This window comes from Arthrobacter sp. ok362, from assembly GCF_900102785.1.
GTDB lineage: Bacteria > Actinomycetota > Actinomycetes > Actinomycetales > Micrococcaceae > Arthrobacter.
Genome location: NZ_FNGC01000002.1, coordinates 63,104 through 83,430 on the forward strand (window position 1 = coordinate 63,104; position 20,327 = coordinate 83,430).

A 20,327-nucleotide genomic window follows, 5' to 3' on the forward strand; every position below is an offset into this window, starting at 1 on the left:
GGTCATATGAAGACTGAGAGTGCAGTCGCAGCTACCGCCACGCTTCAACTAACAAGGTGCTTCATAGCGGTTCTTCACAACGTGGTTAGGATGGCGAATAGTTCGAGGGCAAGGATCTTCCTTTCCGAGACCCGAGAGAACAATTGGGGATGTTCTATGCGATTGAGTTTTCTGCTGGGTGCGCGTGTGCGCACGAGGCGTGGGCTCGTGTCGCTCGTTGTCGGCATCATCGCCGCCATCACGGTGGTCGTTTCCGTCGTAATTGGTTTCGCCAGCATTGCCGCGTCGATGGCCCTGCGTGAATTTTCGGATTCGCCCGCCGGCCGGGGAGTCTCGGCACGCATTCACACTTCCCTTATTGATGACGGAACACTGCAGCTCAACAAAGCGCGGGCAGCCCTTAAGGGATTGGGGCTTGATCAGGGCACCCGCGTCTTCAGGACTGTACAAACCGCCCCTCTCACCCTCCTTCAGCCACCAAATAACCAATCCGCATCGCTCGCCTTGTCGAGCTGGGATGTCGCCGGCGATCACGTCCAAATGAGGGAGGGCCGGCTCCCGCAGACCGACCGGGAAGCCGCCCTGAGCGTGGACTCCTCGACACAACTGAGTTTGCGCCTAGGGCAGAAAATTTCGGTGCGGTCAGACAAGGGCAACTTCACTCTGACGTTGGTCGGAACCTTCGAACCGGATCAGGTAGCCAAATTAGTGCTGGAGCCAATCTCCGCCACCACTTTCTCGGCCGCACAGGCGCGGCCGGCATTAGAAGGGCTTGCTACCCCTGCGGCGTTCGACGCAGGCAACTCTTCGGTTAAAGTTTCTTGGACGATACTCCCAGACCCCGCTTCAATATCTTTCGCGGATCTTCCGAAAATCATCGCTGGGCTGGGGCAGCTGCAAGCAGACTTCATCAACGACCCGCAGCTAGGATCCGGAGGAGCAGTCCTCACGGATTCGCTTACGCCGACGCTGCAACAGGCTGTTACCTCCACCGAAGCGGTGTCAGGGATTATTCCCGTGGCTTTGATTTTCGTCGTGTTGTTGAGTTCAATCGCGGTTACCCAGACAGGCCGTCTGCTGGCCTCCAGTCGTACGTTTGAGAGCGGCCTCTTGCGCTCGAGGGGACTCTCCACCGCCTCGGCTGCGGGTCTCATCGCGGCCGAGGCTGCCCCGATCGCCCTGGTGGGTTCCATAATTGGCTATTTAGCGGCGCTAGGGTGTACTTCCCTGCTGATGAGCTCCGCAGCTGAATCCAGGGCATCGTGGTGGTCCGAGGCCCAAGAGATCTTTGGCATCACACGGGGTGTGCCGGTCGCGGTCTTTGTGATTAGCTGCGTTCTTCTGGTGTCTGCCGGGCTGTCGGAATTTCTCGGCACCACGGCATTCTTCCGGTCCTCCGGCTCAGGGCGCCGCCGCACTGTAGCGTCATTTGGCATCCTCGTCCTCGTGATGTCAGCGGCGACCCTGTCCCTGTGGCAGTTCTACTATTTCGGTTCTCCGCTGTCACGGGAAGCCGGAGGTTCCTTCACCGTCAATCCGCTAGCCGTCGGCGCACCAGCGCTCGTTTTGATGGCGCTTACTAGCCTCGTACTGGTTCTCTGTGCTTTCCTGGCCAAACTCGTGGATCATGAAGTTTCCGCCTCGCGGAACGTGCCTCTAGTTTTCTCCATCCGCCAGATCTCGCGTCGGATCAGAACCTTTGCCGTGCCCGTGGCCTTGTTGGCGGCGACCGCGGCGGCGACGACCTTCGCCGGATATTATTCGCAAACCTACAATGATGCCCTCCACACAAGGGCCCTTCTTGCCAACGGCAGCGACCTGAACGTGCGACTGGCCAGCGGCACGATCGCTGGGCCCGACGATGTTTTGGTCCCAGGGCTTCTGGACCAGCAGCCCGGCGTGCGTGCCGTCAGTGATGTGTATACGGCACCGATCGATCTTGGCATGGATTCGCTCGAATTGGTGGCTGTTAATACATACGATCTGCCCGGTCTGCTCGCAGGAGTTTCCGGCTCATACGACGTTCAAAGCCTTGGGCGGGCGCTAACTCCGGAGGCGGGCAGCCACGGTGAGACCGCGTTGCCGGCCGAAACGAACGCTTTGAAACTGACCCTGGAAATTGATGCCCGGAACTCGATATCTGCCCGTGCGATTGACCTCAAGTTCTGGCTCGACGGGCCTGCAGGGCTGGTCCCCATAAATGTTGCGCAACAGCCCATCCCAGCGGGCAAGGCCATGACGACGACCCTTAATGTTCCATTGCCTTCAGGTATTCATGCTGCATATCTTGCCGCCGTGGATCTGCTCGTCAGTTCGGACGCGCCTAAGGTATTCGGAGGGCAACAAACGATAACGGTCCGGCTGACCGCCCTCGACGCGATCGGGGGAACGCGGGAGCGCCTGCCATCGAACTGGAAGTCGGTTGACCAGCAATCCCTCGGTCTCGCGCCGGCGGCCACGCCCCTGCAACCCGTTACCGGCGGAAACACCGTGACCGTTCCGACCCCGGGAGGACAGGGGCAGTTCAGGCTGGTTCCCTCCGGCATGGACAGTACAGACGAGTTGCCCGTGGTCGTCACGAAGAACACCCTGCGGGTCTTGAATCTGCGTGTAGGGGATCCAATCACGCTGCGACCCCCTGGACGGATCATTCCAACTAAAATCGTGGCAGCCACGGACACGCTTCCTGGGACGACGGCAAATCTGGCAGTAATGGCCGACTTGCCCAGCTTGCAGAGGTTCGCGTGGGCACGCAGCACCACGGTCATGAAGTCGAACCATTTGTGGATCTCGGCGTCTGACCCACATGCCGCGGCACCGCTGATTCTGGCCGCCGTTAAACAAAGCACTCTAAATCACACGTACACGGAAGCGGTCGTCACAGCGGTCGACGATAACCTGACGGGAGTCTTCACCGGGCCTGCCACTGTGGCCCTGTGGATAGGAGCCGCGGCTTCCCTCCTTTTGACCGTGGTGGCATTGTGGGCCAGCGTCCTCACACTGTCGGCAGAACGACGCAGCGAGGTCGGTATATTGCGTGCCCTGGGCATGTCCGCGAGGGACCAAGGACGCGGCCGCCGCCGTGAATTGCTGACAACCGGCTTTGCCGCAATCGGTTTAGGGATCCTTTCCGGGATTCTGGTGTCGGTGATGACAGTGCCGATACTGGTGCGCACCGCGCTGGCCGATCTAGCCGGCATCGCACCTGTGGATTTGGCTGTTGCCTTTCTTCCTTTGCTCATCCTCCTTTCGGCCGAGGTCGCCTTGGTAATCGGAACGGCATCGTTCTACGGTGCAAGGGTCCGACGGCAGGCGAAGACCGCATTGCCAGTGGTGGAGGCGGCATGACCCGGGGAACAAGCTTGCGGGCCTTGCTCGGACGCCAGTTCAGTGCAAGCAGGGGCGCTTCTGTTCTCGTAGCGGTACTGATCCTGGTGATGTCGTTTCTGCTTTCGGTGTGGCCTCGGGCGGTCGAAGGGATGTTGACAGCAGACATCCAGAAAGGCTTATCCCAAGCCTCGCCCTCACTTCGGAATCCGTCGACGAATTCGTCGCGACTCCCGTTGCTGGGCCCCGGCCAAGGCGGAACTTCGGCAGGATTTAACTCCGGGGCGGGTGCCTTGGATTCTTCGCTGATTCCACTCTGGGGGGCGATGGACGAGGCCACCGAAGCAGTGCGTCAGAGGGCGCCCGAGCCGCTCAGGAGTGCCCTTGGACGTGGCCAGTATCTTTTTTCCGTATCCAAGTTGATTGGCAGCCCAGAGTCGGCGATTACCATCCCTGGAATCAAATCATTGACGGCGAACATCGCCTTCGATCCACGGATACAAGACAACGTCACGATCAGCCAAGGACGGACCCCCCACGCCTTGGCGGTCCCCGAGCCCCAAGATAGAGCTCACCCGGCAGTGCCGACAGCCCCTATGGAGGTCATGGCCGCCCCGGAGACAGCCGAGCGTATGCATTGGGCCGTTGGCCAGGAATACAAGATGCCCGTCGGCTTGCCCGGGATGTATCAGGCCATCAGACTTACCGGGATCTTCGTGCCGAAGAACCCGGATGAGGATTTTTGGGCAGTGAATGGCTTCGCTCTTCAGCCGCGGGTGACAAACGATCCAGAATCTGGAGATGCGATCACGGGCAGGGTCTATGCAAATCCAGCGTCTGTGTCCTTTATGGATTACGCCGGGTTCCAAACAACTCAGTTCAGCACCCAGGTGTGGTTTCCCCTGTTGATCGATAACGTCAGTGCTAACAACGGCATTGCGCTCCTGTCCCAGCTAAAGGCATTCGAGAACACGGATCAGACATTCGACGCAGGGCCAGATGCCAACGCCTACTTCATTCAACGAGTCCGATTCGACGGAACGGCCCCCGACATTCTGAACTCATCCCTCATCCGGGCCAGCTCAACCAATGCCGTCCTAGCCATGCTCGCCACCGGCCCTCTGGGGGTTTGTGCGGCCGCAATGGCCCTCTCGATACGCCTTCTGTTGGAACGCCGTCGCCGAATTCTTGTGTTGGCGGCCGCCCGCGGCGCATCCTCATTGCAACTCCGTGGAGCGATGGCTATCGAAAGCCTGAGTCTTGGCGTTCCCGCCGCCGCCGGAGGCATGGCCCTGGCGATTTATTTCACTCCGGCAACGTTGCAGTGGCAGCACCTCCTCCTACCCGCCTGCCTCGTTGTTGCACCCGCCCTGTTAACGGCGGCAATGAAGGTTGACGGAGACCGCAGGCACCTCAAACGGAGCCCGAACCGCTGGCGTCTGGCCGCCGAATGCGCGGTGATGATTCTAGCGATCTTGGCAGTCTATGAGCTTCTTCAGCCACAGGCGGGCAACGAGATAAATCCCTTAGCGATCCTCACACCGTTGCTGCTCTCTGGCGCTGTCAGTGTCATCGTCCTGCGCCTGTATCCGCTTCCCATCGCTGTACTCGAACGACGAGGAAAGCGGTCCATCGGGCTCGCCGCTTTTCTTGGGTCGGCACGCACGCTGCGTAGCCCCGCTGGCGGCCTCACTCCGATACTTGCTGTGGTCTTGGGGGCGGGAATCATCCTGTTTTCCGGTGTTCTGTATGGAACCCTTCGCGACGGTGTCCAAGAAGTCGCAGAGATCCAGGTCGGTGCGCAAGTGAGCCTGCACGGACCCGGCTTTACTCCCGAACAGGTCCGGCGCACCGCGACCTTGGCCGGCGTCGCCGCGGTTTCTCAAGTAACGGATTTTTCGTCGGTATCGGTGACTGTCGGCGACCGTGTGATTGATGCACGCCTGATCTTGATCGATGCCCGCAAATTCGCCACCGTGACTGCAGGCATTCCCGCTGTCCTTTCGCCAGAACAGATGGGCGAGCTCACCACGGCCGCTCACGGCACCATTCCCATTGCAGCTTCAGCCAGTTTGAATACGAATACAGGCGCAACCGGAACCATCACTCTGGGCACAGGTGTCCCTGTGAACGTCATCGCGCTGGGGCCGGCGGCGAATGTCTTGACCTCCGATCCGAAATGGGTCGTGGCTGACGCCGATACATTCAAGAAGGTCGCGCCCCAGGATCTCCTCCCCAACCAGCTCCTTATGAAGCTAACTCCAGGAGCTGACTCGGCGGCTGTAGCAGACGCGATTAGGAAGTTTGGGTGGCGGGCAGTATCCGTCGAATCAATACAGGAACGCAGTGCCGAAATACGGTCCCGCCCCATAATCGGCGGTCTGCAACTGGGGCTGGTCATGATCGTGGTTTTCGTCTGGTTGCTTTGCGCCCTGACCGTGGTAATGACTTCCGTTGCTAACGCGCCTCCGCGGAATCGACTGATTGTTGTGCTGCGAGCCTTGGGCGCACCGAAATCTACAGACAAGTACCTGCTCGTCTGGGAATTTCTCCCCGTTACTGTTGCGGCATGCGCAGGAGGGACGGTACTGGGGTTGCTGCTCTCATGGGTCATTTCCAACGCTGTAGACCTGCGCGTATTCACCGGAGGACTTACCCAACCCCCGGTAAGTATTGACTGGCCGGTGCTGGCAGTCCTCATGTCCGGGTTCCTCCTGACAGTGGCAGGGGCATTCTCGGTTGCTTCCTGGGGTGGCAGAGTCCGAACATCGGAAACGGAGATCGGAGTGGAAGGAAACGAATGAGCACGTCTACCGGGCACGGCTCGGAGAAATCCGAAGACCACATTATTTGCGAGGATCTCGTACGAATATTCTCCGCGGATGAGATCGAAGTCCAGGCTTTGCAAGGCATGAACCTGCGCGTTGCGGCTGGTGAAATTGTCGCCCTGGTCGGGGCATCGGGCTCTGGTAAGTCGACGCTGCTGACCATCCTCTCTGGCTTGGACCGACCGACGGCGGGGGTAGCCAAAGTTGCCGGTGTGGACCTGATGAGTCTGAAAGGCAAACGGCGCGTGGAATACCAACGACACGTCGTCGGCTTCATCTGGCAGCAAACGACGCGCAATCTCCTCCCTTACCTCACCGCCCGGGAAAATGTTCTTCTCCCAATGGCTATCACCCGCAGAAAGGACAGAGTCCAGAGGTCTCTGGATCTGCTTCACTTGGTGGGAGTCGGTCACTGCGGAGACCGTCTGCCTCACCAAATGTCCGGCGGCGAACAGCAACGCGTTGCAATTGCGGTAGGGATAGCCAACGAGCCAAAAGTACTTCTGGCTGACGAACCAACTGGCGAACTTGACGAATTAACCTCGGAGAGTGTGTTGGAATCGCTACGAGCAGTCAACGAACAGCTCGGTGTCACTATCTTGATCGTGACCCACGACCCGTCCGTGTCTGAACACGTGCGCAGGGCTGTTCAAATTCGCGACGGGCGTCTTTCAATGGAAGTCCTCCGGCGGACCGAGATGAATGAACGTGGCCACGAGCGTCGCGTTGCCGAGGAGTATGCAGTGCTGGACAAGGTCGGTCGCATGCAGTTGCCTCACGATTTCGTCAGGGCACTGGGCCTTCAGGACAAGGTACGGGTGGGCTTGGAAGCGGGCTACATCCGGATCTCCCCGACCGTTGAGGATGAGGCATGAGCAATCAAGACAACATAACTAGCCTGGAACCTCACCGGGCAGTCCTACGCGCAGAAGAAGTCAGTCGGACTTATGGCAGCGCGCATGCCCTCGTGCACGCTTGTCAGAATGTCAGTGTCGAAGCCTTTCCCGGTCAGCTCCTTGTCATCCAAGGGCGCTCCGGAGCCGGTAAGACGACACTTCTAAATATTCTCGGCGGCCTGAGTCGCCCTGACAACGGCCGTGTCTGGCTCGGCGACGTAGAAATGACATCGATGCCCGAAGACGAACTCGTCGAACTTCGAAGGACGCAACTCGGGTTCGTGTTCCAGTCTTTTGGGCTAATTCCGATCCTCTCTGCAGCGGAAAATGTGGAAATTCCCCTGCGGATCCAGAGGATGGAACCAGACCGCCGCGATGCGCGCGTCCGCGAGCTGCTCGAAATGGTGGGATTGGCAAAGCACGGGAGCCAGCGGCCGGCCGAACTCTCCGGGGGCCAGCAGCAGCGTGTCGGATTGGCGCGCGCGTTGGCCAACAGGCCCCAAGTGCTGATCGCCGACGAACCCACCGGGCAGCTCGACAGCGGAACAGCATCGGCAATGATGGACCTGATAGGCGAGCTTGTTCAAACGCAGGGTGTCGCCGCCATCGTATCCACCCATGACCCTGCGCTCATCCAACGAGCGGACAACGTCGTCCAGATCCACGACGGCAGATTGAGGGTTTGACGGGTGTCGGCTGTCAACGCCAAAGGTTAACGATGGATTCAGTAAATCGGCAACGAAGCCCACTTTGCCATTCCGTCCGCGAGAGCACCGGTCCCTTCCGTGTGGCGAGAGACGTCGAGATGGTGGTCCAAGGCAGAGACCGAAGGATCGAAATCCTGAAGCGCGTCGATCAGTCATGTCACGGCAATGGGCGGTCAGCTTGGTCCTTGATCGGGCCAGTGGGGCTCTTCAATGCACATAGTTCTCGGGCAGCCAAGGTGCGGGCAGCGCCTGTGCGGCGCGATCGTGAACCGGCTGACTTTCAACGGCACAGTCATGGAAACCGTCACCGACTCCAGCCGCGTCGCCGTCAGGCCCGATTGAACACGCAAGGGACAGGCTCGAGCTGCCCCCTCGATGTTCGAGTTCGACACGGAGGGGGCTAGCGAAGATGGATTAGCCCAGGGACCACCTAAGTAGACACCTCTGAACGCGGGACCGCCTGGCAGGCCGGAGGAGGTCGGGGGTCTCCAGCCCCCGTAGTCCGGATAAGAAGACGCGGACGAGTCGCCGCATGACGGGTTCGGGGTCGTCCATGAGCTCGGAGAGCCGGCGGCGTACCAGTTCCACGACCGGCAGACCAAATTCTGCCTGGATGCCTTCCCACGTCTGGTCACGGATCGGCTGGACGTTCAATGTCGCCGCGACCTAGTCGCTGATGTTTTCGAGGACCCACTGGGTGGAGAGCGGGTTCCGGCGCAGTGTGAAAGTCCTCAGCGCGGAGTCAGAGGTCCCGAGGCGTACGTGAACCTGCCAGTATTCGATGCTTGCCAGGTCGCCGCTGCCGACGGCTGCTGTGCGTCGGGTGTCCCGCAAGACGTCCCGTCCGTACCAGTGCTGGGATTCCGTATCCGGGTCGACAACCCAGATGCGGCCGTCGTGCCGGATGGCGAGGGGTTTGCCTGCCGGGTCGGTCCGGACCTGCAGGTCGTGGGGCTGTGTGGGGGCTTCGGGTGCAAGGGTCATGGGGGTGTTCTTTCGTGGTGCGGTCGTGCGGTGGGTCGGTTAGGCGGCTTTAACGAGGGGGAGTTCGTCCCAGTGGGTGGTGTAGCGGGGGGAGAGCATGTCCCGTTTCATGGTCCAGTCCGGCCCGCCCCGTATTCCGGCGTGGCCGAGGCCGATGGAGCCGCGACCGTACCGGCGTGTCACATCATCCAGGAGGGTGCCGACGCGGCGTTCCTCGTGCGGGTTTTCGAACAGGGCCAGGGGTGCCTGGTTACCGGTGGGCCGCAGGTCGGTGACCATGATGCCGGCCCTGGCGTACCGGACGCCCTCGCTGATGTGGGGGAGGAGCGTGTGGGCAGCCCTGGTCAGCAGCACCGGGTCCGCGGTGGGCATCGGAAGCGGCACGCATACCGAGGGGTAGGAGGTGTCTTTCGGGTTGAAGTGTGAGGTGCCGGCGAATGCGGTGAGCACCTTGGCCTGCAGTCCGTGTTTGGCGAGCCGCGCCGAGGCCTGCTGGCCGTAAACGCTCAGAACCTGCCGCATCCCCGCCGCGGTGGTGATGGAGGTGGCGAAGGAACGGGAGAAGATGAGCTGGTCCCGGCCGATCCGTTCTTCCTCCATCGGGATGCACGGGGTGCCTTGCAGTTCCAGGACGGTGCGCATCATGACCACGGAGAAGCGGTCCCGGATCATGACTGGATCGGCCCTGGACAGGTCAAGGATGGAATGGATGCCCAGGACGTTGAGCCGCTTGGTCAGCCGCGTGGCGACACCCCAGATCTCGATCACAGACAGGCGGCCCATCAGTGATTCCCGGTCGGCAGGGGCCACGGAGTCCCAGTGGCAGACCCCGTCGAAGGCCGGGTTGTTCTTGGCCCACTTGTTGGCCAGTTTCGCCAAGGTTTTGGTCGCGGCGATCCCGACGCAGACCGGTACCCCGACGTTGCGCCGCACGGCTGTCTTCATGGTCCGGCCCAGGGCCAGGAGTTCGTCCGGGGTGCCTTTGACGCCGAGGAAGGCCTCGTCAATGCTGTAGACCTCCAGCCAGGCCGAGTACCGGCCCAGCAGTTCCATCACCCGGGCGCTGATGTCCCCGTAGAGCTCGTAGTTGCTGGAGAGGGCAACGAGTCCCCATTCCTTGGCCCGCGGGGCGAGTTTGAACCAGGGCTCGCCCAGGGGGATGCCGAGGGCCTTGGCTTCCGGGGACCGGGTGACGGCGCAGCCGTCGTTGTTGGACAGGACGACGACGGGCTTGCCTTCGAGGGACGGGTCGAACGACCGCTCGGCCGAGGCATAGAAGCAGTTCACATCCACGTGCGCGATCAGCGGCATCCGCCGCATCGTGGCCGGTTTAGACATGGCTGGCCCTACACATGGTGCAGGCACCGGGTCGCTACGCCCCAGATGACCAGATCCGAGACCGACGGGACCCGGATATCCGGGTACGCCGGATTCTCCGCCTGCAGCACGACCCCGGTGGCCGTGATTCGCAGCCGCTTGATGGTCAGTTCCCCGTCCAGGACGGCGATGACCACGGACCCGTCCTTGGGTTCCAGGGCGCGGTTCACGATCAGTTCATCGCCGTCGCTGATGCCGGCGCCTTGCATCGAGTCCCCGGAAACCCGCACGACGTAGGTGCTGGTGATGTCCTTGATCAGGTGCTCATTCAGGTCAATCCGGCCATCGAAGTAGTCCTGCGCCGGCGAGGGATACCCGGCCGCGACAGGGACCGGAGAGATCAGCACGGATAACAACGACATGCCCGCATCTATCACGCGGGGACCGACAACAACGCCCACAACACACCTTTATTCGAATATATGTTCGATACTTTCAGTGTAGCTGGACGGGCCGACAAAAGACCGACCATGCGGTATTGCATAGGTGGTGTGCCGCCTTTGATTGCACCCGGGTTACATGATTGTTGTGCGGTGGTGGCGTTCTATGGCGAGGATGGTGACGTCGATCGCGCCTGGGGTGAGGCCGGTGTGGCTGATGCTTTCACGCACGCGTTGTTGTACTTTCTCGGCGACGTGGAGGGCGGTGTAGGCGATGTCGGTAGCGATATAGAGGTGGACGCGTGCGGTGCCGTCGCTGATTGTCGCGGTGACGCCGTCGTGCTGGTAGGTGCCGTTTTGGCTGCCGGGATGGCGAAGGTTTTGCAAGGCGGCGGGACCGAGCCGGGGAAGGAAGCTTTGGTTGGTGGGTTCAAGTCTGAGGACTCCGGGTGTTTCCAGTGTGGTGCGGGTGGCGATGGAGGCGATGAGCTGGCTGGTGATGATGGCGCCTTGGAGGGACTGGTCAGACATCGTAAAGGTCCTCCACGGTGATGTTGACGGTTCCGGCGCCAATACCGACGCTGGCCGGAATCGCGTTGCTGATCTCGTGTCGCAGCGCCTCCACCGTTCGGGGGATGACGATGCCCGGGGCGGCGGCAACCCGAAGATTGATGATGAGGCGAGGACCGGCATTGGTGGAGGTACCGGTGGTTCCGGTCGGGTGGTCTTCATCGGCGACGCTGGCGGCGGCTGAGCGTATTTCGATGCGGCAGCGTCGTGAGTGGACACCGGGGATGGCTGCTGCCGCGGACCGGATGAGGGAGCTCAGGGCCTGTTCGCTGATCTCCGTGGTGCCGTTGTCGGCGCTGCGCAGAAGGATTCTGCTGCCGCGGCGGACTTTCGCGCGGACCACGTCCATGATGGCGTTTTTGATCCCGGGACGGGGTTCCATCGTGGGGTTGTGAAGGTCGCTTTCGCGTAGCGAACGGGTTGCTTTGCTGAGTCTTCGCAGCCGGGTTCTGGCAGTTTGGCATTGGTCGCACTGTTCTTCGTGTGCGGTCGGTGGCCGGTCGATCGTGCCCCAGATGCGGTCGATGCTACGGCCGCAGCCGAGCCGGGGGATGTCCTCTAGCGCCATTGGCTCATCCCTTCTGCTATCTGGTGCCGTGCCCGGGCGAGTGTGCCCCGAACTGCCGCCGGGGTTATCTTCAGTGTTACACCAATCTCGGCGTAACTGCGTCCGTGCATTTCCCGCAGCAGCCAGCATGCCCGCTGTGCCGGGGGGAGCGCGTTCAGGAGTGCGGTCAGGCCATCCTGTTCGGCGGACCATTCAGCCTCTTGGGCTGGATCCAATGCGGCCGACACCGCGCGGCAGCCGGCTTCGGCAATGGTGTCCATGTCCTCCAAATCGATGATGTTCTCGGCATGGGAGGACCGCTTGCGCAGCAGGTCCAGGCATTTGTTCGTTGCCAGCCGGTAGATCCAGCCACCGAAAGCATCGACATCAGCGAGCATGGGAAGACCGCGCCAGCTCGTTGTCAGAGTCTCCTGCACGATGTCTTCGGCTTCACCGCGGTCGTTGAGCATCCGATACGCCAGCCGAAAGAGTCTGTACTGATAGGTGAGCACCAGGTGTTCGAATGCTGCCAGGTCGCCGTCCTGGGCACGGGCGACGATGCTCCCCTCGTCCAGGTCCGGTTCGAAGCCGGGGCCATGATCACCCATGCGCTGTCCATCCCGTCCGGTTACATGCCCGTTCTTGGCCCCAATATGCCACAGCCTGGCAATGCCGGGAACCGAACCGCGGTCTGTTGCCTCGTGAGGAAAATATTCCGCGCCATCACGTGACGATTCCTGTCGGGCTTCGTCTTTATCGGTGTAAGCACGATCACCAGTTCCACGAGGAGATGTTTTCCATGACAGAGACACCCAGGACCCCCGGAGCTTCCAGCACCGTCATGACCACACCCGAGGAGCAGAAGCACGGCAGCACGCTGGAACATCTGAAGGCGAGGGACGCACTGCACACCGATCGCGGCGACACCACGATCGAGGAAACCGTAGTGCAGAAGCTGGCCGGAATGGCCACCCGCGAGGTTCCAGGCGTGTTCGCCATGGGCAGTGCCGGCCGGCGCGCGTTCAGCGCCTTGACCGAACGCATTCCCGGGTCCCAGACCAATGTCAGCGGCGGCGTCAGCGTGGAAAAGGGCGAACGCCAGGCAGCCGTCGACGTGTCCATCGTCATCGATTACGGGTTCTCCGTGGTGGAGGTCAGCCAGGCCATCCGCCGCAACATCATTCAGTCCGTTGAGCGCGCCACCGGACTGGAAGTGCTCGAAGTGAACATCAATGTCACCGATGTCCACCTGCCCGACGACGACCACGACGACCAGCCGGTCCAGAAGACCCAACTGCAGTAACCACCCGTCCCAGAATCCTTCGCCGAGGGGAACGGGACGATGAGGAAAAGGATGGCTATGTCTACTACACGTTGGTGCCTGACGATAGGTCTGGTTCTGGGAATCGTTCTGGGCTTTGGCGGTTGGCTGGCGCTGCTGGCCGCCGTGATCCTCGGATTCGTGGGCCTGCTGGTCGGCCGGGTCGCGGAAGGAAAACTCGATTTGCAGGCCCTGTTCGGTAGAGCATCGAGCCGATGAACCGGCAAGGAGCCCACGCCCTGCCCTTATCCGGGGCCGGGGACGCCGGCGAGGACTTCGGCGAGACAGGCGCCCGGGGGCAGACCGTCATGGCGACCAGGGTGATCGAGAAAATCGCCGCCCAGGTGGTCAGCGACGAATCATCCGCCGGTGGATTTCTGGGCATCGGACCCCGTGCTGGTTTCTCCGCCCGGCCGAAGGCATCCGTGGAACTCTCCGGGAACATTGCGACCCTAAGCGTGGAGGTCGGGATGCTGTATCCGGTGCCGTTACGCCAGGCCACCGAGGCCCTGCGCCGCCGGATCAGGACCAGGGTGATGGAGTTGACCGGAGTTGACGTCCGACAGATCGACATCAGGATTTCGTGGCTGAGCACCGGCGCCGATACCAACGGACGAAGGAAGTTGCTGTGAGCCGGCACGAGCGACGGTCCCCACGACTGCGGCACCGGCCCAGCCGCGCCGTCCCGGCACTCATCGCCGGTATCCTGCTCCTGGCCGTCGGCGTCGCCCTGGTCTGGCTGGCCATCAGCCGGCTGGTCAACGGCACGTGGCCCGCCCTGCGGCAGGGACCACGCGACTGGCTCGCCGCGCTGGCGTGGAACGACCCCGCCGTACAGCAGATCGGGATAGCCGCCATCGTGGCAGGGGGGATCCTGTTACTGTGCGCCATCCTTCCCGGAGGGTTCAGCGCCCTCACGATCGATGATTCCGGCACTACCGGCGCCGGAGATGAGGTGCCGCCGGTGCAGGAGCAAGAAACTGTGATGACCCGCCGTGCCGTAGCCCGCCTGGCGAAAGCCCGGTGCCTGCAGATCGACGGCGTAGACACGGCCGCAGCGACAGCCACCACCCGGCGCGTACGCCTGAGCGTGAAGACTTACCTGCACGAGCCAGGGGACCTGGGCACCAGGATCACCGACGCTGTCCGGGCCCGCCTGGAAGAAACCGGGCTCTCCCCGGTTCCGCAGGTTACCGCCACGGTCCGGTCCAGAGACTAAGACCATTCGCGCGCCCGCCCGCAGCGACTATTTGAAGGATGGTTTTCGATGAGACAGACCGCAGGAACCCTGAACCGGATCTGGCTGTCAGTTCTCGGCATCCTTGTCCTGGCCGCCGGCACCGCACTGCTTCTGCAGGCCAACGGGGCCCTGCAGGCTCTTTTTAACACTGCCCCCGCTTGGAAGTCCGTCGTCGCAGGTGATCTGTCCGCGCTCTTCGCCCCGCAGTGGGTGCCGGCCATAATAGTCATCATCGGAGTCATCATCGGGGCGCTGGGGCTGCTTTGGATCATCGCCCAGATCCCAAGGAAAAACAGGGCAGGCGCCTATCGCCTCCATGACGATGGCAGTAAAGAATTCACCGTCTGCGACCCGTCCGTCCTCGCCGCCGCCGTCGAAAACCGGATCAACACGCTGCCGGGTGTCGTCACTTCCGCGGCCCTGCTGCGAGGAACAGCCAGAGCCCCCGACCTGACCCTGAAGGTGACGGTCAATGACAGGGCTGACGTCCGGGACCTCATCCACCGAATCCAAACATCCGCCCTGCCGGAGCTTTCCGGCGCCCTGGAGGCGCCCCTGCAGCGCAGCCGTCTGCAGATCGAGATCAGCGGTCGAAGCCAAAGCACCGGAACCGTTGTACGTTCCACCGGTACTGTCGTCCACTAGCAACTGATCCTTTCATGCGACGGGGCGCTCCTGCCGCTTCAGTCGTCCTTGCCGGAGGCAACTGTGCCCTAGGATGGTCTTACTTGGGATTGGTAAGCCTGCTTATCAGTTAGAGGCGGGAGTCGACCGGCCGGAGCCTGCACAACGGTTCCCACCGACAACCAGGAGAGAGCCTGATGGACCAGAACGAAGCGCCCCTGATCGAGGCACTGGCCGAATATCACCGCCTGGACCGCTACGGGTTCACCCCTCCGGGGCACCGGCAAGGCCGCGGAGCGGATCCCCGGGTCCGGGAAGTCCTCGGAGCGTCGACCTTCCGCTCTGACGTCTTGGTATCCGGCGGCCTGGATGACCGCACCTCCTCGGGCGGTTACCTGAAAAAGGCTGAACAGCTCATGGCAGAGGCTGTCGGGGCTGAGCAGGCGTTCTTCTCAACCTGCGGGAGTTCCCTTTCGGTCAAAGCCGCCGTACTGGCTGTGGCGGCGGGCAAGGGAGATCTTCTCGTCAGCCGGGACGCCCACAAATCGATCGTCGCCGGACTGGTCTTTTCCGGTATCCAGCCGCGCTGGATCAGACCCCGCTGGGATCCCAAGCTCCACCTGGCGCACCCGCCGTCGCCGGCCGACGTCGAAGCCATGTGGGAACGCTACCCTGACGCCGCCGGAGTCCTGATCGTCAGCCCCACACCCTACGGAACGTGCGCAGACATCGCCGCGATCGCGAAAATCTGCCACGACCGGGGCAAACCACTCATCGTCGACGAGGCCTGGGGCGCGCATCTGCCCTTCCACAAAGAACTCCCCACCTGGGCAATGAACGCCGGAGCAGACATCTGCGTCGTCAGTGTGCACAAGATGGGTGCCGGCTTCGAACAGGGCTCCGTCTACCACCTGCAGGGCGACTTGGTGGACCCCGCACACCTGTCCGCCTGCGCAGACCTGCTGATGACCACCAGCCCCAACGCCATCCTCTATTCGGCGATCGATGGCTGGCGCCGGCAGATGGTCCAGCACGGAACCGAACTGCTCGGCAACGCTCTTCACCGAGCCCGAAAGCTGCGCCGTGACATCGACCAGCTGCCGGGCATCCAGGTGCTTGAAGATGAACTCCTCGCCGCCGAGTCCTCCACGACCTGGACCGCCTGCAGATCCTCATGGACCTGTCAGCACTGGGCATCAGCGGCTACCAGGCCGCCGACTGGCTGCGGGAACACCGCCGGATCGACGTCGGCCTCAGCGACCACCGCAGGATCCTGGCGACGCTGTCCATGGCCGACGACGACGCATCAACCCGGCGTCTGCTGGATGGGCTGGAGGCCCTCGTCGAGGCGGCCCCGTCAATGCCCGCTCCACCGCAGGTGGCACTGCCCTCACCATCCGAGCTGGAACTTGAAACAGTGGCCCTGCCGCGGGACGCCTTCTTCGGCCCGGCAGAGGATGTCCCGAGGCGGGATGCGGTAGGACGCGTGGCCGCCGAGCAGATCACCCCCTACCCGCCCGGGATCCCCGTCGTCGTCCCGGGCGAAAGGATCAACTCCGCCATCATCGACTACCTCGAATCGGGCCTGCAGGCCGGCATGGTGCTCCCCGACCCGGCCGACCCATCGCTGCACACCATCCGGGTCGTCAGGCGGTAAACACAGGCGCTACCAACTCTTCGTCGTGCCGTCTACGCCAGGTCGGGGGAACTGCACACGATGTAATCCAACGCGGCGGGACCGGACATGGCGAGGGTGTTGTTGTCAGGCTTGATTCGGTGGGATTCGAGGGCCGCCCAGAGGGCCTCGGCAGGCTCCGGCTGGCTCTGGTTTATCAGGCACCAGCTCGTGTAGAGGCCGTACAGCTCTTCCTTGGCCAACCCGCCGTCGGTTTCCCGGTCGGTGGTCAATGCCTCTGCAAGGAACCGGTCAAAATGCGCGCTCATATCTGTTCCTTTGTACCGTTTTGCATATCCAAGATGCTTCGCTGCGGAAGCTTTTGGCAGCGCGCCACCGCCCGCTGCCAAAGTCGAATTTATGCCAGGGAGACCACTCTGTCCAGTTCAGCTCAACCGACGCCTCAGCGGCTGGCCGACAGACAATAACGGGGCGCGGATGGAGGGTGGCGCGGCGGGAGACGGGCGCTTGGGACAACGTGACCGACGCTGACTGGATGTATTTCCGCTGGATGGAATACTGGGGAAATGACTCTCGCTGAACTGGAATTGCGTGGCGGCCCATTCACCATAAGGCAAGCTGAAGCATCTGATGTGGGGCCGATCGTTGGGCTTCTGGCGGCCGACCAGCTCAGAGCCTCTGTCGAGTCGATTGCGATCGAGGACCGGCATCCCTACGAAATTGCCTTCCAGGCAATTGACGCCGATCCAGCCCAGCTACTTGTCGCTGTCGTCACGACCGAAAATGAGGTGGTTGCGACCATGCAACTGACATTCATTCCCGGACTCGCCCGGGCCGGAGCTACACGAATGCAGATTGAAGCGGTCCGCGTCCGTTCCAATCTTCGTAGCAACGGCCTTGGCGGGGCGATGATCACATGGGCGATCGCCGAAGGGCGTCGACGGGGTGCAAAACTGGTCCAGCTCACGTCTGACGGGTCCAGGGTCGCAGCGCACCGGTTCTATGAGCGTCTTGGCTTCGAACCCTCGCACGTAGGCTTCAAACTCTCTCTCTGAGTGGTGCACCGAGATTACGCGCGGCCGAGCCCCGTTCTAGCCGGGCACACTGCACTTTCTAAATGAGCACGTGTCGGGTTGACTGGTGCGCACATGTGACACGCAAGACATGGAAGGGGAACCATGCAGTTCAAAGGGACCTGGCAAATTGCAGTGGGCTCAATATTCCTGGCGGTCACGGTTTTCGTCCTGCCGATGCCGCTGTTTGAGGTGTTCTCGGGCATCGCAGGGCAGGGCGCGGTAGCGCCGTTCGTCCTCGGGCTCGGTCTTCTGGCGGGCGGTCTGGCTCTTGTCGCGGTGGGGCGGCACAAACGATCGCGGAACCTGCGAACGGCCCGCAGCTACGACACAAGGGAGCCCTCCTCAGCCGACGGGGACCGGCCGGGCAATCCTTATGCGCTGCCAAATTCCTATGGCGCCACTCCTCCGCCGGGGTAGACATCGTCAGGTCCAGCGGAGGCCATAACGCGCCCTGCGCGCTATTGGCCGGCGGGTTGGAACAACTCGACCACGTTGCCGGACGGATCCTCCAGCAAGATCTGCTGTCCGCCTGGACCTGTGACGATGTCGTTTCGGAACGTGACGCCGGCGGCGCGCAGTCGGTGCACTTCGGCCGCGATATCGCTCACGATGAGGTGGATACGGTTCCATCCTCCCGGTGCGGGCACCGTGCCGTCCGGCATGGGCCGGCCTGCCGAGCTGCTCGGCCCGCTCAGGAGGAGCCGCAGCCGGCCGCGGGTGACGTCGGCGAACGCCGGTGCGGCGCTCATTCTGAGGGTGAATCCGAGGTGCTTTGTATAGAAGTCCATCGCCGCATCGACGTCGGCCACCATGTATCGGACGCTGACCAGCTCCGTAAGGTCGTTGGGCATTTCTAGCTCCTTTCCGAACTCGTTTGGGAGTATTCGATTGCGTAAAGCAGGAACTGGATCCGCGTGTTCAGTTCCTCTGCTGTGCGAACAAACGCCGGGTGGCCGTCCTGATTGGCTGCTTGGGCCGCCTCGGCCGCCGGATCAGGGATGCTCCAATGCACCATCGCAGGTGCCCCCGGGAAGTCCGGGCACACTTCCCGTACGCGGTCACAAAGGCTGATCACATAGTCGAACCGCTGCTCAGCGAACTCGCTCAGATGCTTGGGGCGGGCGCCGCTGATGTCCATGCCACGCTCACGCATCACCCGCACGGCGTTGGGGTGCAGGCCTTTGGGGTGACTGCCGGCACTGGCGGCTTCAATCCGGGAACCGCCCAGGCGCCCCAAAATCGCCTCGGCCATCTGGGACCGGGCGCTGTTGCCCGTGCAGAGGAACAGCACCCGTACGGGGGACTGCGCGGGCGGCTGGCCCGGCGGTCCGCCAAGCCCCTCGGCCGGCGGTCTCAGCTCAGCCGGTGCCAGCCGCAGGCCAGCGTGGAGTGCCGCACCGGATTCGGCAAGCCGTTCGCGATACGCCGCGAGGTTGAGGCTGCAGTACGTGTCGCGTCCGTCGGCGGAGCTGCGCCGCATGGTCACCAGCCCGCCGTCGCGCAGTTGGCCCAGATGATAGGACGTCAGGCTCTGTCTCTGGCCCACCAGTGCCGTTAGCTCGCGGACGCGCCGGTCGCTGCGTGCCAGCTCGCCCAGCAGCTGCCACCGCACGGGGTGTCCAGCCAGGCGGAGGAATCCTGACGCCGCCGCCTGAGCCGCTGGAGATGCGGTGTGGCTCACACGACAATTCTATCAATTCAGACAGATCGATCAAAGAGGTTTGATTGTTTTGGATGACCGTGGAGCTGCCTCACACCCAGGCTTCCACCCGAAGAGCATCTGCGGTGACGGGGAGTGTCCGTATAAGGGTGGAACCATGGCCACAGGTCTCTCAGGGTGCCGGGGTTTAGGCGGCAGTGGCCGGAGGGCGGTGGTCCTGAAGTTCCGTGAGCAGTTCTTCAGTTGTGGGCGGGTTGGCGCCTGGCCTGCGCACGGTGATGGCAGCGGCCTTTGACGCCATGCGTCCGAGGGTCTCCAGCACGGCGGGGGCGAGGCCGTCGGTCGTGCGCGTAAGCAGCCCGTAGATCAGGGCTGCCATATAGGAGTCCCCGGCGCCGATGGTGTCGGCCACGATCGAGCTGACGGCTGGAATGTGAAGTTGGGCCGCCGGCGTGGTGAGTAGGGATCCCCTGGATCCGTGGGTGACGATGGCCAGCCTTGCGCCGAGGCCGAGGATCCTTGCGGCGGCTTCCTCGGTCTGCAGTCCGGGGTAGAGCCATCGGGCGTCCTCGTCGCTGAGTTTGACCACGTCGGTCAGCGGCACGAGATCCTCGAAGGTGGAGCGGGCCTCGGCCTGGCTGCCCAGAAGGGCCGGCCGGATGTTGGGATCGTAGGTGACCGTGCATTCGCGGTGGGAGTGCTCGAGGAGTGCCTTGACCGCGGCGGCGCCGGGGGCCAGGAAGGTCGCGATGGAGCCGGTGTGGAGCACCCGGGGAAGGAATGGCGGGGTCACGGACGGGACTTCCCAGCGGATGTCGAAGTCGTATGTGGCCGAGCCGTCCGTGGCGATGGTGGCCGTGGCAGATGCCGTGCGGCCGGAGGTGTTTGAGCCTGGCAGGAGCTGGACGCCGGCGTTGCTGAGGTGCGCTTCAATCGCGGCGCCGCGGTCGTCGTCGCCGATTGAGGTCAGGAGGGTTGTTCTGATGCCGAGCCGTCCGAGTCCGTAGGCGACGTTGGTCGGGGATCCTCCCGGATGCTCGACGGTGCCTTGAGCAGAGGTAACGACATCGACCAGTGCTTCGCCGATGACGATGACGTCAGGGTCTGGCGCGCGGTTACCGGTGTACTGGGTGTCGGGCATGGGGGCCTTTCGT

The 20,327-nt window shown here is 62.6% G+C and carries 23 protein-coding genes; 13 read left to right on the top strand and 10 right to left on the bottom strand.

Going from position 1 to position 20,327, the window contains the following annotated elements; all coding sequences use genetic code 11:
• Positions 1-207 precede the first annotated feature (207 nt).
• The 4 genes from BLQ10_RS02735 to BLQ10_RS02750 are packed head-to-tail and all read left to right on the top strand — an operon-like array spanning position 208 to position 7,737.
• On the top strand, positions 208-3,348 hold the full coding sequence (locus BLQ10_RS02735; protein ID WP_175558451.1) for an ABC transporter permease: 3,141 nt from the start codon (positions 208-210) through the stop codon (positions 3,346-3,348).
• Positions 3,345-6,131, top strand: coding sequence for an ABC transporter permease (locus BLQ10_RS02740; RefSeq protein ID WP_091558126.1), 2,787 nt, complete (start codon positions 3,345-3,347; stop codon positions 6,129-6,131). The genes BLQ10_RS02735 and BLQ10_RS02740 overlap by 4 nt, the downstream gene beginning before the upstream one ends.
• Positions 6,128-7,030 (top strand): ABC transporter ATP-binding protein, encoded by a 903-nt coding sequence (locus tag BLQ10_RS02745; RefSeq protein ID WP_091558129.1) that lies wholly within the window; start codon positions 6,128-6,130, stop codon positions 7,028-7,030. The genes BLQ10_RS02740 and BLQ10_RS02745 overlap by 4 nt, the downstream gene beginning before the upstream one ends.
• Positions 7,027-7,737, top strand: a complete 711-nt coding sequence (locus tag BLQ10_RS02750) for an ABC transporter ATP-binding protein (RefSeq protein ID WP_091558134.1) — start codon at positions 7,027-7,029, stop codon at positions 7,735-7,737. Before BLQ10_RS02745 ends, BLQ10_RS02750 begins: the two co-directional genes overlap by 4 nt.
• Before the next feature lie 687 nt (positions 7,738-8,424).
• Here the strand turns inward: BLQ10_RS02750 and BLQ10_RS02760 are convergent.
• The 6 genes from BLQ10_RS02760 to BLQ10_RS02785 form a co-directional block, all read right to left on the bottom strand.
• Complete coding sequence (locus BLQ10_RS02760; RefSeq protein WP_091558139.1) at positions 8,425-8,742, bottom strand: hypothetical protein; 318 nt, start codon at positions 8,740-8,742, stop codon at positions 8,425-8,427.
• 39 nt (positions 8,743-8,781) lie between these two features.
• Complete coding sequence (locus BLQ10_RS02765; protein ID WP_175558452.1) at positions 8,782-10,080, bottom strand: Y-family DNA polymerase; 1,299 nt, start codon at positions 10,078-10,080, stop codon at positions 8,782-8,784.
• Positions 10,081-10,088: 8 nt separating this feature from the next.
• A complete protein-coding gene (locus BLQ10_RS02770; protein WP_091558142.1) occupies positions 10,089-10,520 on the bottom strand; it encodes a LexA family protein in 432 nt (143 codons plus the stop codon).
• 114 nt (positions 10,521-10,634) lie between these two features.
• Positions 10,635-11,030 carry an Asp23/Gls24 family envelope stress response protein gene (locus BLQ10_RS02775; protein ID WP_091558145.1) on the bottom strand — a complete coding sequence of 132 codons (396 nt, stop codon included), beginning with the start codon at positions 11,028-11,030 and terminating at the stop codon, positions 10,635-10,637.
• Entirely contained in the window at positions 11,023-11,451 is a 429-nt protein-coding gene (locus tag BLQ10_RS02780; RefSeq protein WP_175558453.1) for an Asp23/Gls24 family envelope stress response protein, read from the bottom strand. The genes BLQ10_RS02775 and BLQ10_RS02780 overlap by 8 nt, the downstream gene beginning before the upstream one ends.
• A 176-nt stretch (positions 11,452-11,627) precedes the next feature.
• Positions 11,628-12,224, bottom strand: a complete 597-nt coding sequence (locus BLQ10_RS02785) for an RNA polymerase sigma factor (protein WP_091558150.1) — start codon at positions 12,222-12,224, stop codon at positions 11,628-11,630.
• Between the two features lie 191 nt (positions 12,225-12,415).
• On the opposite strand from BLQ10_RS02785, the gene BLQ10_RS02790 reads away from it, so the two are divergent.
• From BLQ10_RS02790 to BLQ10_RS22925, 7 genes are all read left to right on the top strand, one after another.
• Positions 12,416-12,919, top strand: a complete 504-nt coding sequence (locus BLQ10_RS02790; RefSeq protein WP_254785372.1) for an Asp23/Gls24 family envelope stress response protein — start codon at positions 12,416-12,418, stop codon at positions 12,917-12,919.
• A gap of 57 nt (positions 12,920-12,976) precedes the next feature.
• A complete protein-coding gene (locus tag BLQ10_RS02795; RefSeq protein ID WP_091558811.1) occupies positions 12,977-13,156 on the top strand; it encodes a hypothetical protein in 180 nt (59 codons plus the stop codon).
• The gene (locus tag BLQ10_RS02800) at positions 13,153-13,569 is read left to right on the top strand and encodes an Asp23/Gls24 family envelope stress response protein (RefSeq protein ID WP_091558155.1); all 417 of its coding nucleotides are present in this window, start codon (positions 13,153-13,155) and stop codon (positions 13,567-13,569) included. Before BLQ10_RS02795 ends, BLQ10_RS02800 begins: the two co-directional genes overlap by 4 nt.
• Positions 13,566-14,156, top strand: coding sequence for a DUF6286 domain-containing protein (locus tag BLQ10_RS02805; protein ID WP_091558157.1), 591 nt, complete (start codon positions 13,566-13,568; stop codon positions 14,154-14,156). Before BLQ10_RS02800 ends, BLQ10_RS02805 begins: the two co-directional genes overlap by 4 nt.
• A gap of 48 nt (positions 14,157-14,204) precedes the next feature.
• Positions 14,205-14,822, top strand: a complete 618-nt coding sequence (locus BLQ10_RS02810) for an Asp23/Gls24 family envelope stress response protein (RefSeq protein WP_091558160.1) — start codon at positions 14,205-14,207, stop codon at positions 14,820-14,822.
• A gap of 176 nt (positions 14,823-14,998) precedes the next feature.
• Complete coding sequence (locus BLQ10_RS22610) at positions 14,999-16,282, top strand: aminotransferase class I/II-fold pyridoxal phosphate-dependent enzyme (RefSeq protein WP_254785373.1); 1,284 nt, start codon at positions 14,999-15,001, stop codon at positions 16,280-16,282.
• A 5-nt stretch (positions 16,283-16,287) separates the two neighbouring features.
• Positions 16,288-16,458, top strand: a complete 171-nt coding sequence (locus BLQ10_RS22925) for an Orn/Lys/Arg family decarboxylase (protein WP_302847282.1) — start codon at positions 16,288-16,290, stop codon at positions 16,456-16,458.
• Positions 16,459-16,490: 32 nt separating this feature from the next.
• Here BLQ10_RS22925 and BLQ10_RS02820 read toward each other — a convergent pair whose 3' ends face one another.
• Positions 16,491-16,745, bottom strand: coding sequence for a hypothetical protein (locus tag BLQ10_RS02820; protein WP_091558162.1), 255 nt, complete (start codon positions 16,743-16,745; stop codon positions 16,491-16,493).
• A 258-nt stretch (positions 16,746-17,003) separates the two neighbouring features.
• On the opposite strand from BLQ10_RS02820, the gene BLQ10_RS02825 reads away from it, so the two are divergent.
• Positions 17,004-17,492: a GNAT family N-acetyltransferase gene (locus BLQ10_RS02825; protein WP_091558165.1), complete on the top strand. Its 489-nt coding sequence runs from the start codon at positions 17,004-17,006 to the stop codon at positions 17,490-17,492.
• Between the two features lie 123 nt (positions 17,493-17,615).
• Positions 17,616-17,930: a hypothetical protein gene (locus tag BLQ10_RS02830; RefSeq protein WP_091558168.1), complete on the top strand. Its 315-nt coding sequence runs from the start codon at positions 17,616-17,618 to the stop codon at positions 17,928-17,930.
• Positions 17,931-17,971: 41 nt separating this feature from the next.
• On the opposite strand, the gene BLQ10_RS02835 is transcribed toward BLQ10_RS02830, so the two are convergent.
• The 3 genes from BLQ10_RS02835 to BLQ10_RS02845 form a co-directional block, all read right to left on the bottom strand.
• Positions 17,972-18,364, bottom strand: a complete 393-nt coding sequence (locus BLQ10_RS02835) for a VOC family protein (protein WP_091558169.1) — start codon at positions 18,362-18,364, stop codon at positions 17,972-17,974.
• A gap of 2 nt (positions 18,365-18,366) precedes the next feature.
• On the bottom strand, positions 18,367-19,194 hold the full coding sequence (locus BLQ10_RS02840) for an arsenate reductase/protein-tyrosine-phosphatase family protein (protein ID WP_091558172.1): 828 nt from the start codon (positions 19,192-19,194) through the stop codon (positions 18,367-18,369).
• A gap of 166 nt (positions 19,195-19,360) precedes the next feature.
• Positions 19,361-20,314, bottom strand: coding sequence for a carbohydrate kinase family protein (locus tag BLQ10_RS02845; RefSeq protein ID WP_091558174.1), 954 nt, complete (start codon positions 20,312-20,314; stop codon positions 19,361-19,363).
• Positions 20,315-20,327: the final 13 nt, after the last annotated feature.

What these genes read in the sequence shown, in the direction of transcription:
- BLQ10_RS02740 (WP_091558126.1), top strand. Translation starts at nt 3,345, where the DNA reads ATGACCCGGGGAACAAGCTTGCGGGCCTTGCTCGGACGCCAGTTCAGT.
- BLQ10_RS02745 (WP_091558129.1), top strand. Translation starts at nt 6,128, where the DNA reads ATGAGCACGTCTACCGGGCACGGCTCGGAGAAATCCGAAGACCACATT.
- BLQ10_RS02750 (WP_091558134.1), top strand. Translation starts at nt 7,027, where the DNA reads ATGAGCAATCAAGACAACATAACTAGCCTGGAACCTCACCGGGCAGTC.
- BLQ10_RS02760 (WP_091558139.1), bottom strand. Translation starts at nt 8,742, where the DNA reads ATGACCCTTGCACCCGAAGCCCCCACACAGCCCCACGACCTGCAGGTC.
- BLQ10_RS02765 (WP_175558452.1), bottom strand. Translation starts at nt 10,080, where the DNA reads ATGTCTAAACCGGCCACGATGCGGCGGATGCCGCTGATCGCGCACGTG.
- BLQ10_RS02775 (WP_091558145.1), bottom strand. Translation starts at nt 11,030, where the DNA reads ATGTCTGACCAGTCCCTCCAAGGCGCCATCATCACCAGCCAGCTCATC.
- BLQ10_RS02780 (WP_175558453.1), bottom strand. Translation starts at nt 11,451, where the DNA reads ATGGAACCCCGTCCCGGGATCAAAAACGCCATCATGGACGTGGTCCGC.
- BLQ10_RS02785 (WP_091558150.1), bottom strand. Translation starts at nt 12,224, where the DNA reads ATGGGTGATCATGGCCCCGGCTTCGAACCGGACCTGGACGAGGGGAGC.
- BLQ10_RS02790 (WP_254785372.1), top strand. Translation starts at nt 12,416, where the DNA reads ATGACAGAGACACCCAGGACCCCCGGAGCTTCCAGCACCGTCATGACC.
- BLQ10_RS02795 (WP_091558811.1), top strand. Translation starts at nt 12,977, where the DNA reads ATGTCTACTACACGTTGGTGCCTGACGATAGGTCTGGTTCTGGGAATC.
- BLQ10_RS02800 (WP_091558155.1), top strand. Translation starts at nt 13,153, where the DNA reads ATGAACCGGCAAGGAGCCCACGCCCTGCCCTTATCCGGGGCCGGGGAC.
- BLQ10_RS02810 (WP_091558160.1), top strand. Translation starts at nt 14,205, where the DNA reads ATGAGACAGACCGCAGGAACCCTGAACCGGATCTGGCTGTCAGTTCTC.
- BLQ10_RS22610 (WP_254785373.1), top strand. Translation starts at nt 14,999, where the DNA reads ATGGACCAGAACGAAGCGCCCCTGATCGAGGCACTGGCCGAATATCAC.
- BLQ10_RS02820 (WP_091558162.1), bottom strand. Translation starts at nt 16,745, where the DNA reads ATGAGCGCGCATTTTGACCGGTTCCTTGCAGAGGCATTGACCACCGAC.
- BLQ10_RS02825 (WP_091558165.1), top strand. Translation starts at nt 17,004, where the DNA reads ATGACTCTCGCTGAACTGGAATTGCGTGGCGGCCCATTCACCATAAGG.
- BLQ10_RS02830 (WP_091558168.1), top strand. Translation starts at nt 17,616, where the DNA reads ATGCAGTTCAAAGGGACCTGGCAAATTGCAGTGGGCTCAATATTCCTG.
- BLQ10_RS02835 (WP_091558169.1), bottom strand. Translation starts at nt 18,364, where the DNA reads ATGCCCAACGACCTTACGGAGCTGGTCAGCGTCCGATACATGGTGGCC.
- BLQ10_RS02845 (WP_091558174.1), bottom strand. Translation starts at nt 20,314, where the DNA reads ATGCCCGACACCCAGTACACCGGTAACCGCGCGCCAGACCCTGACGTC.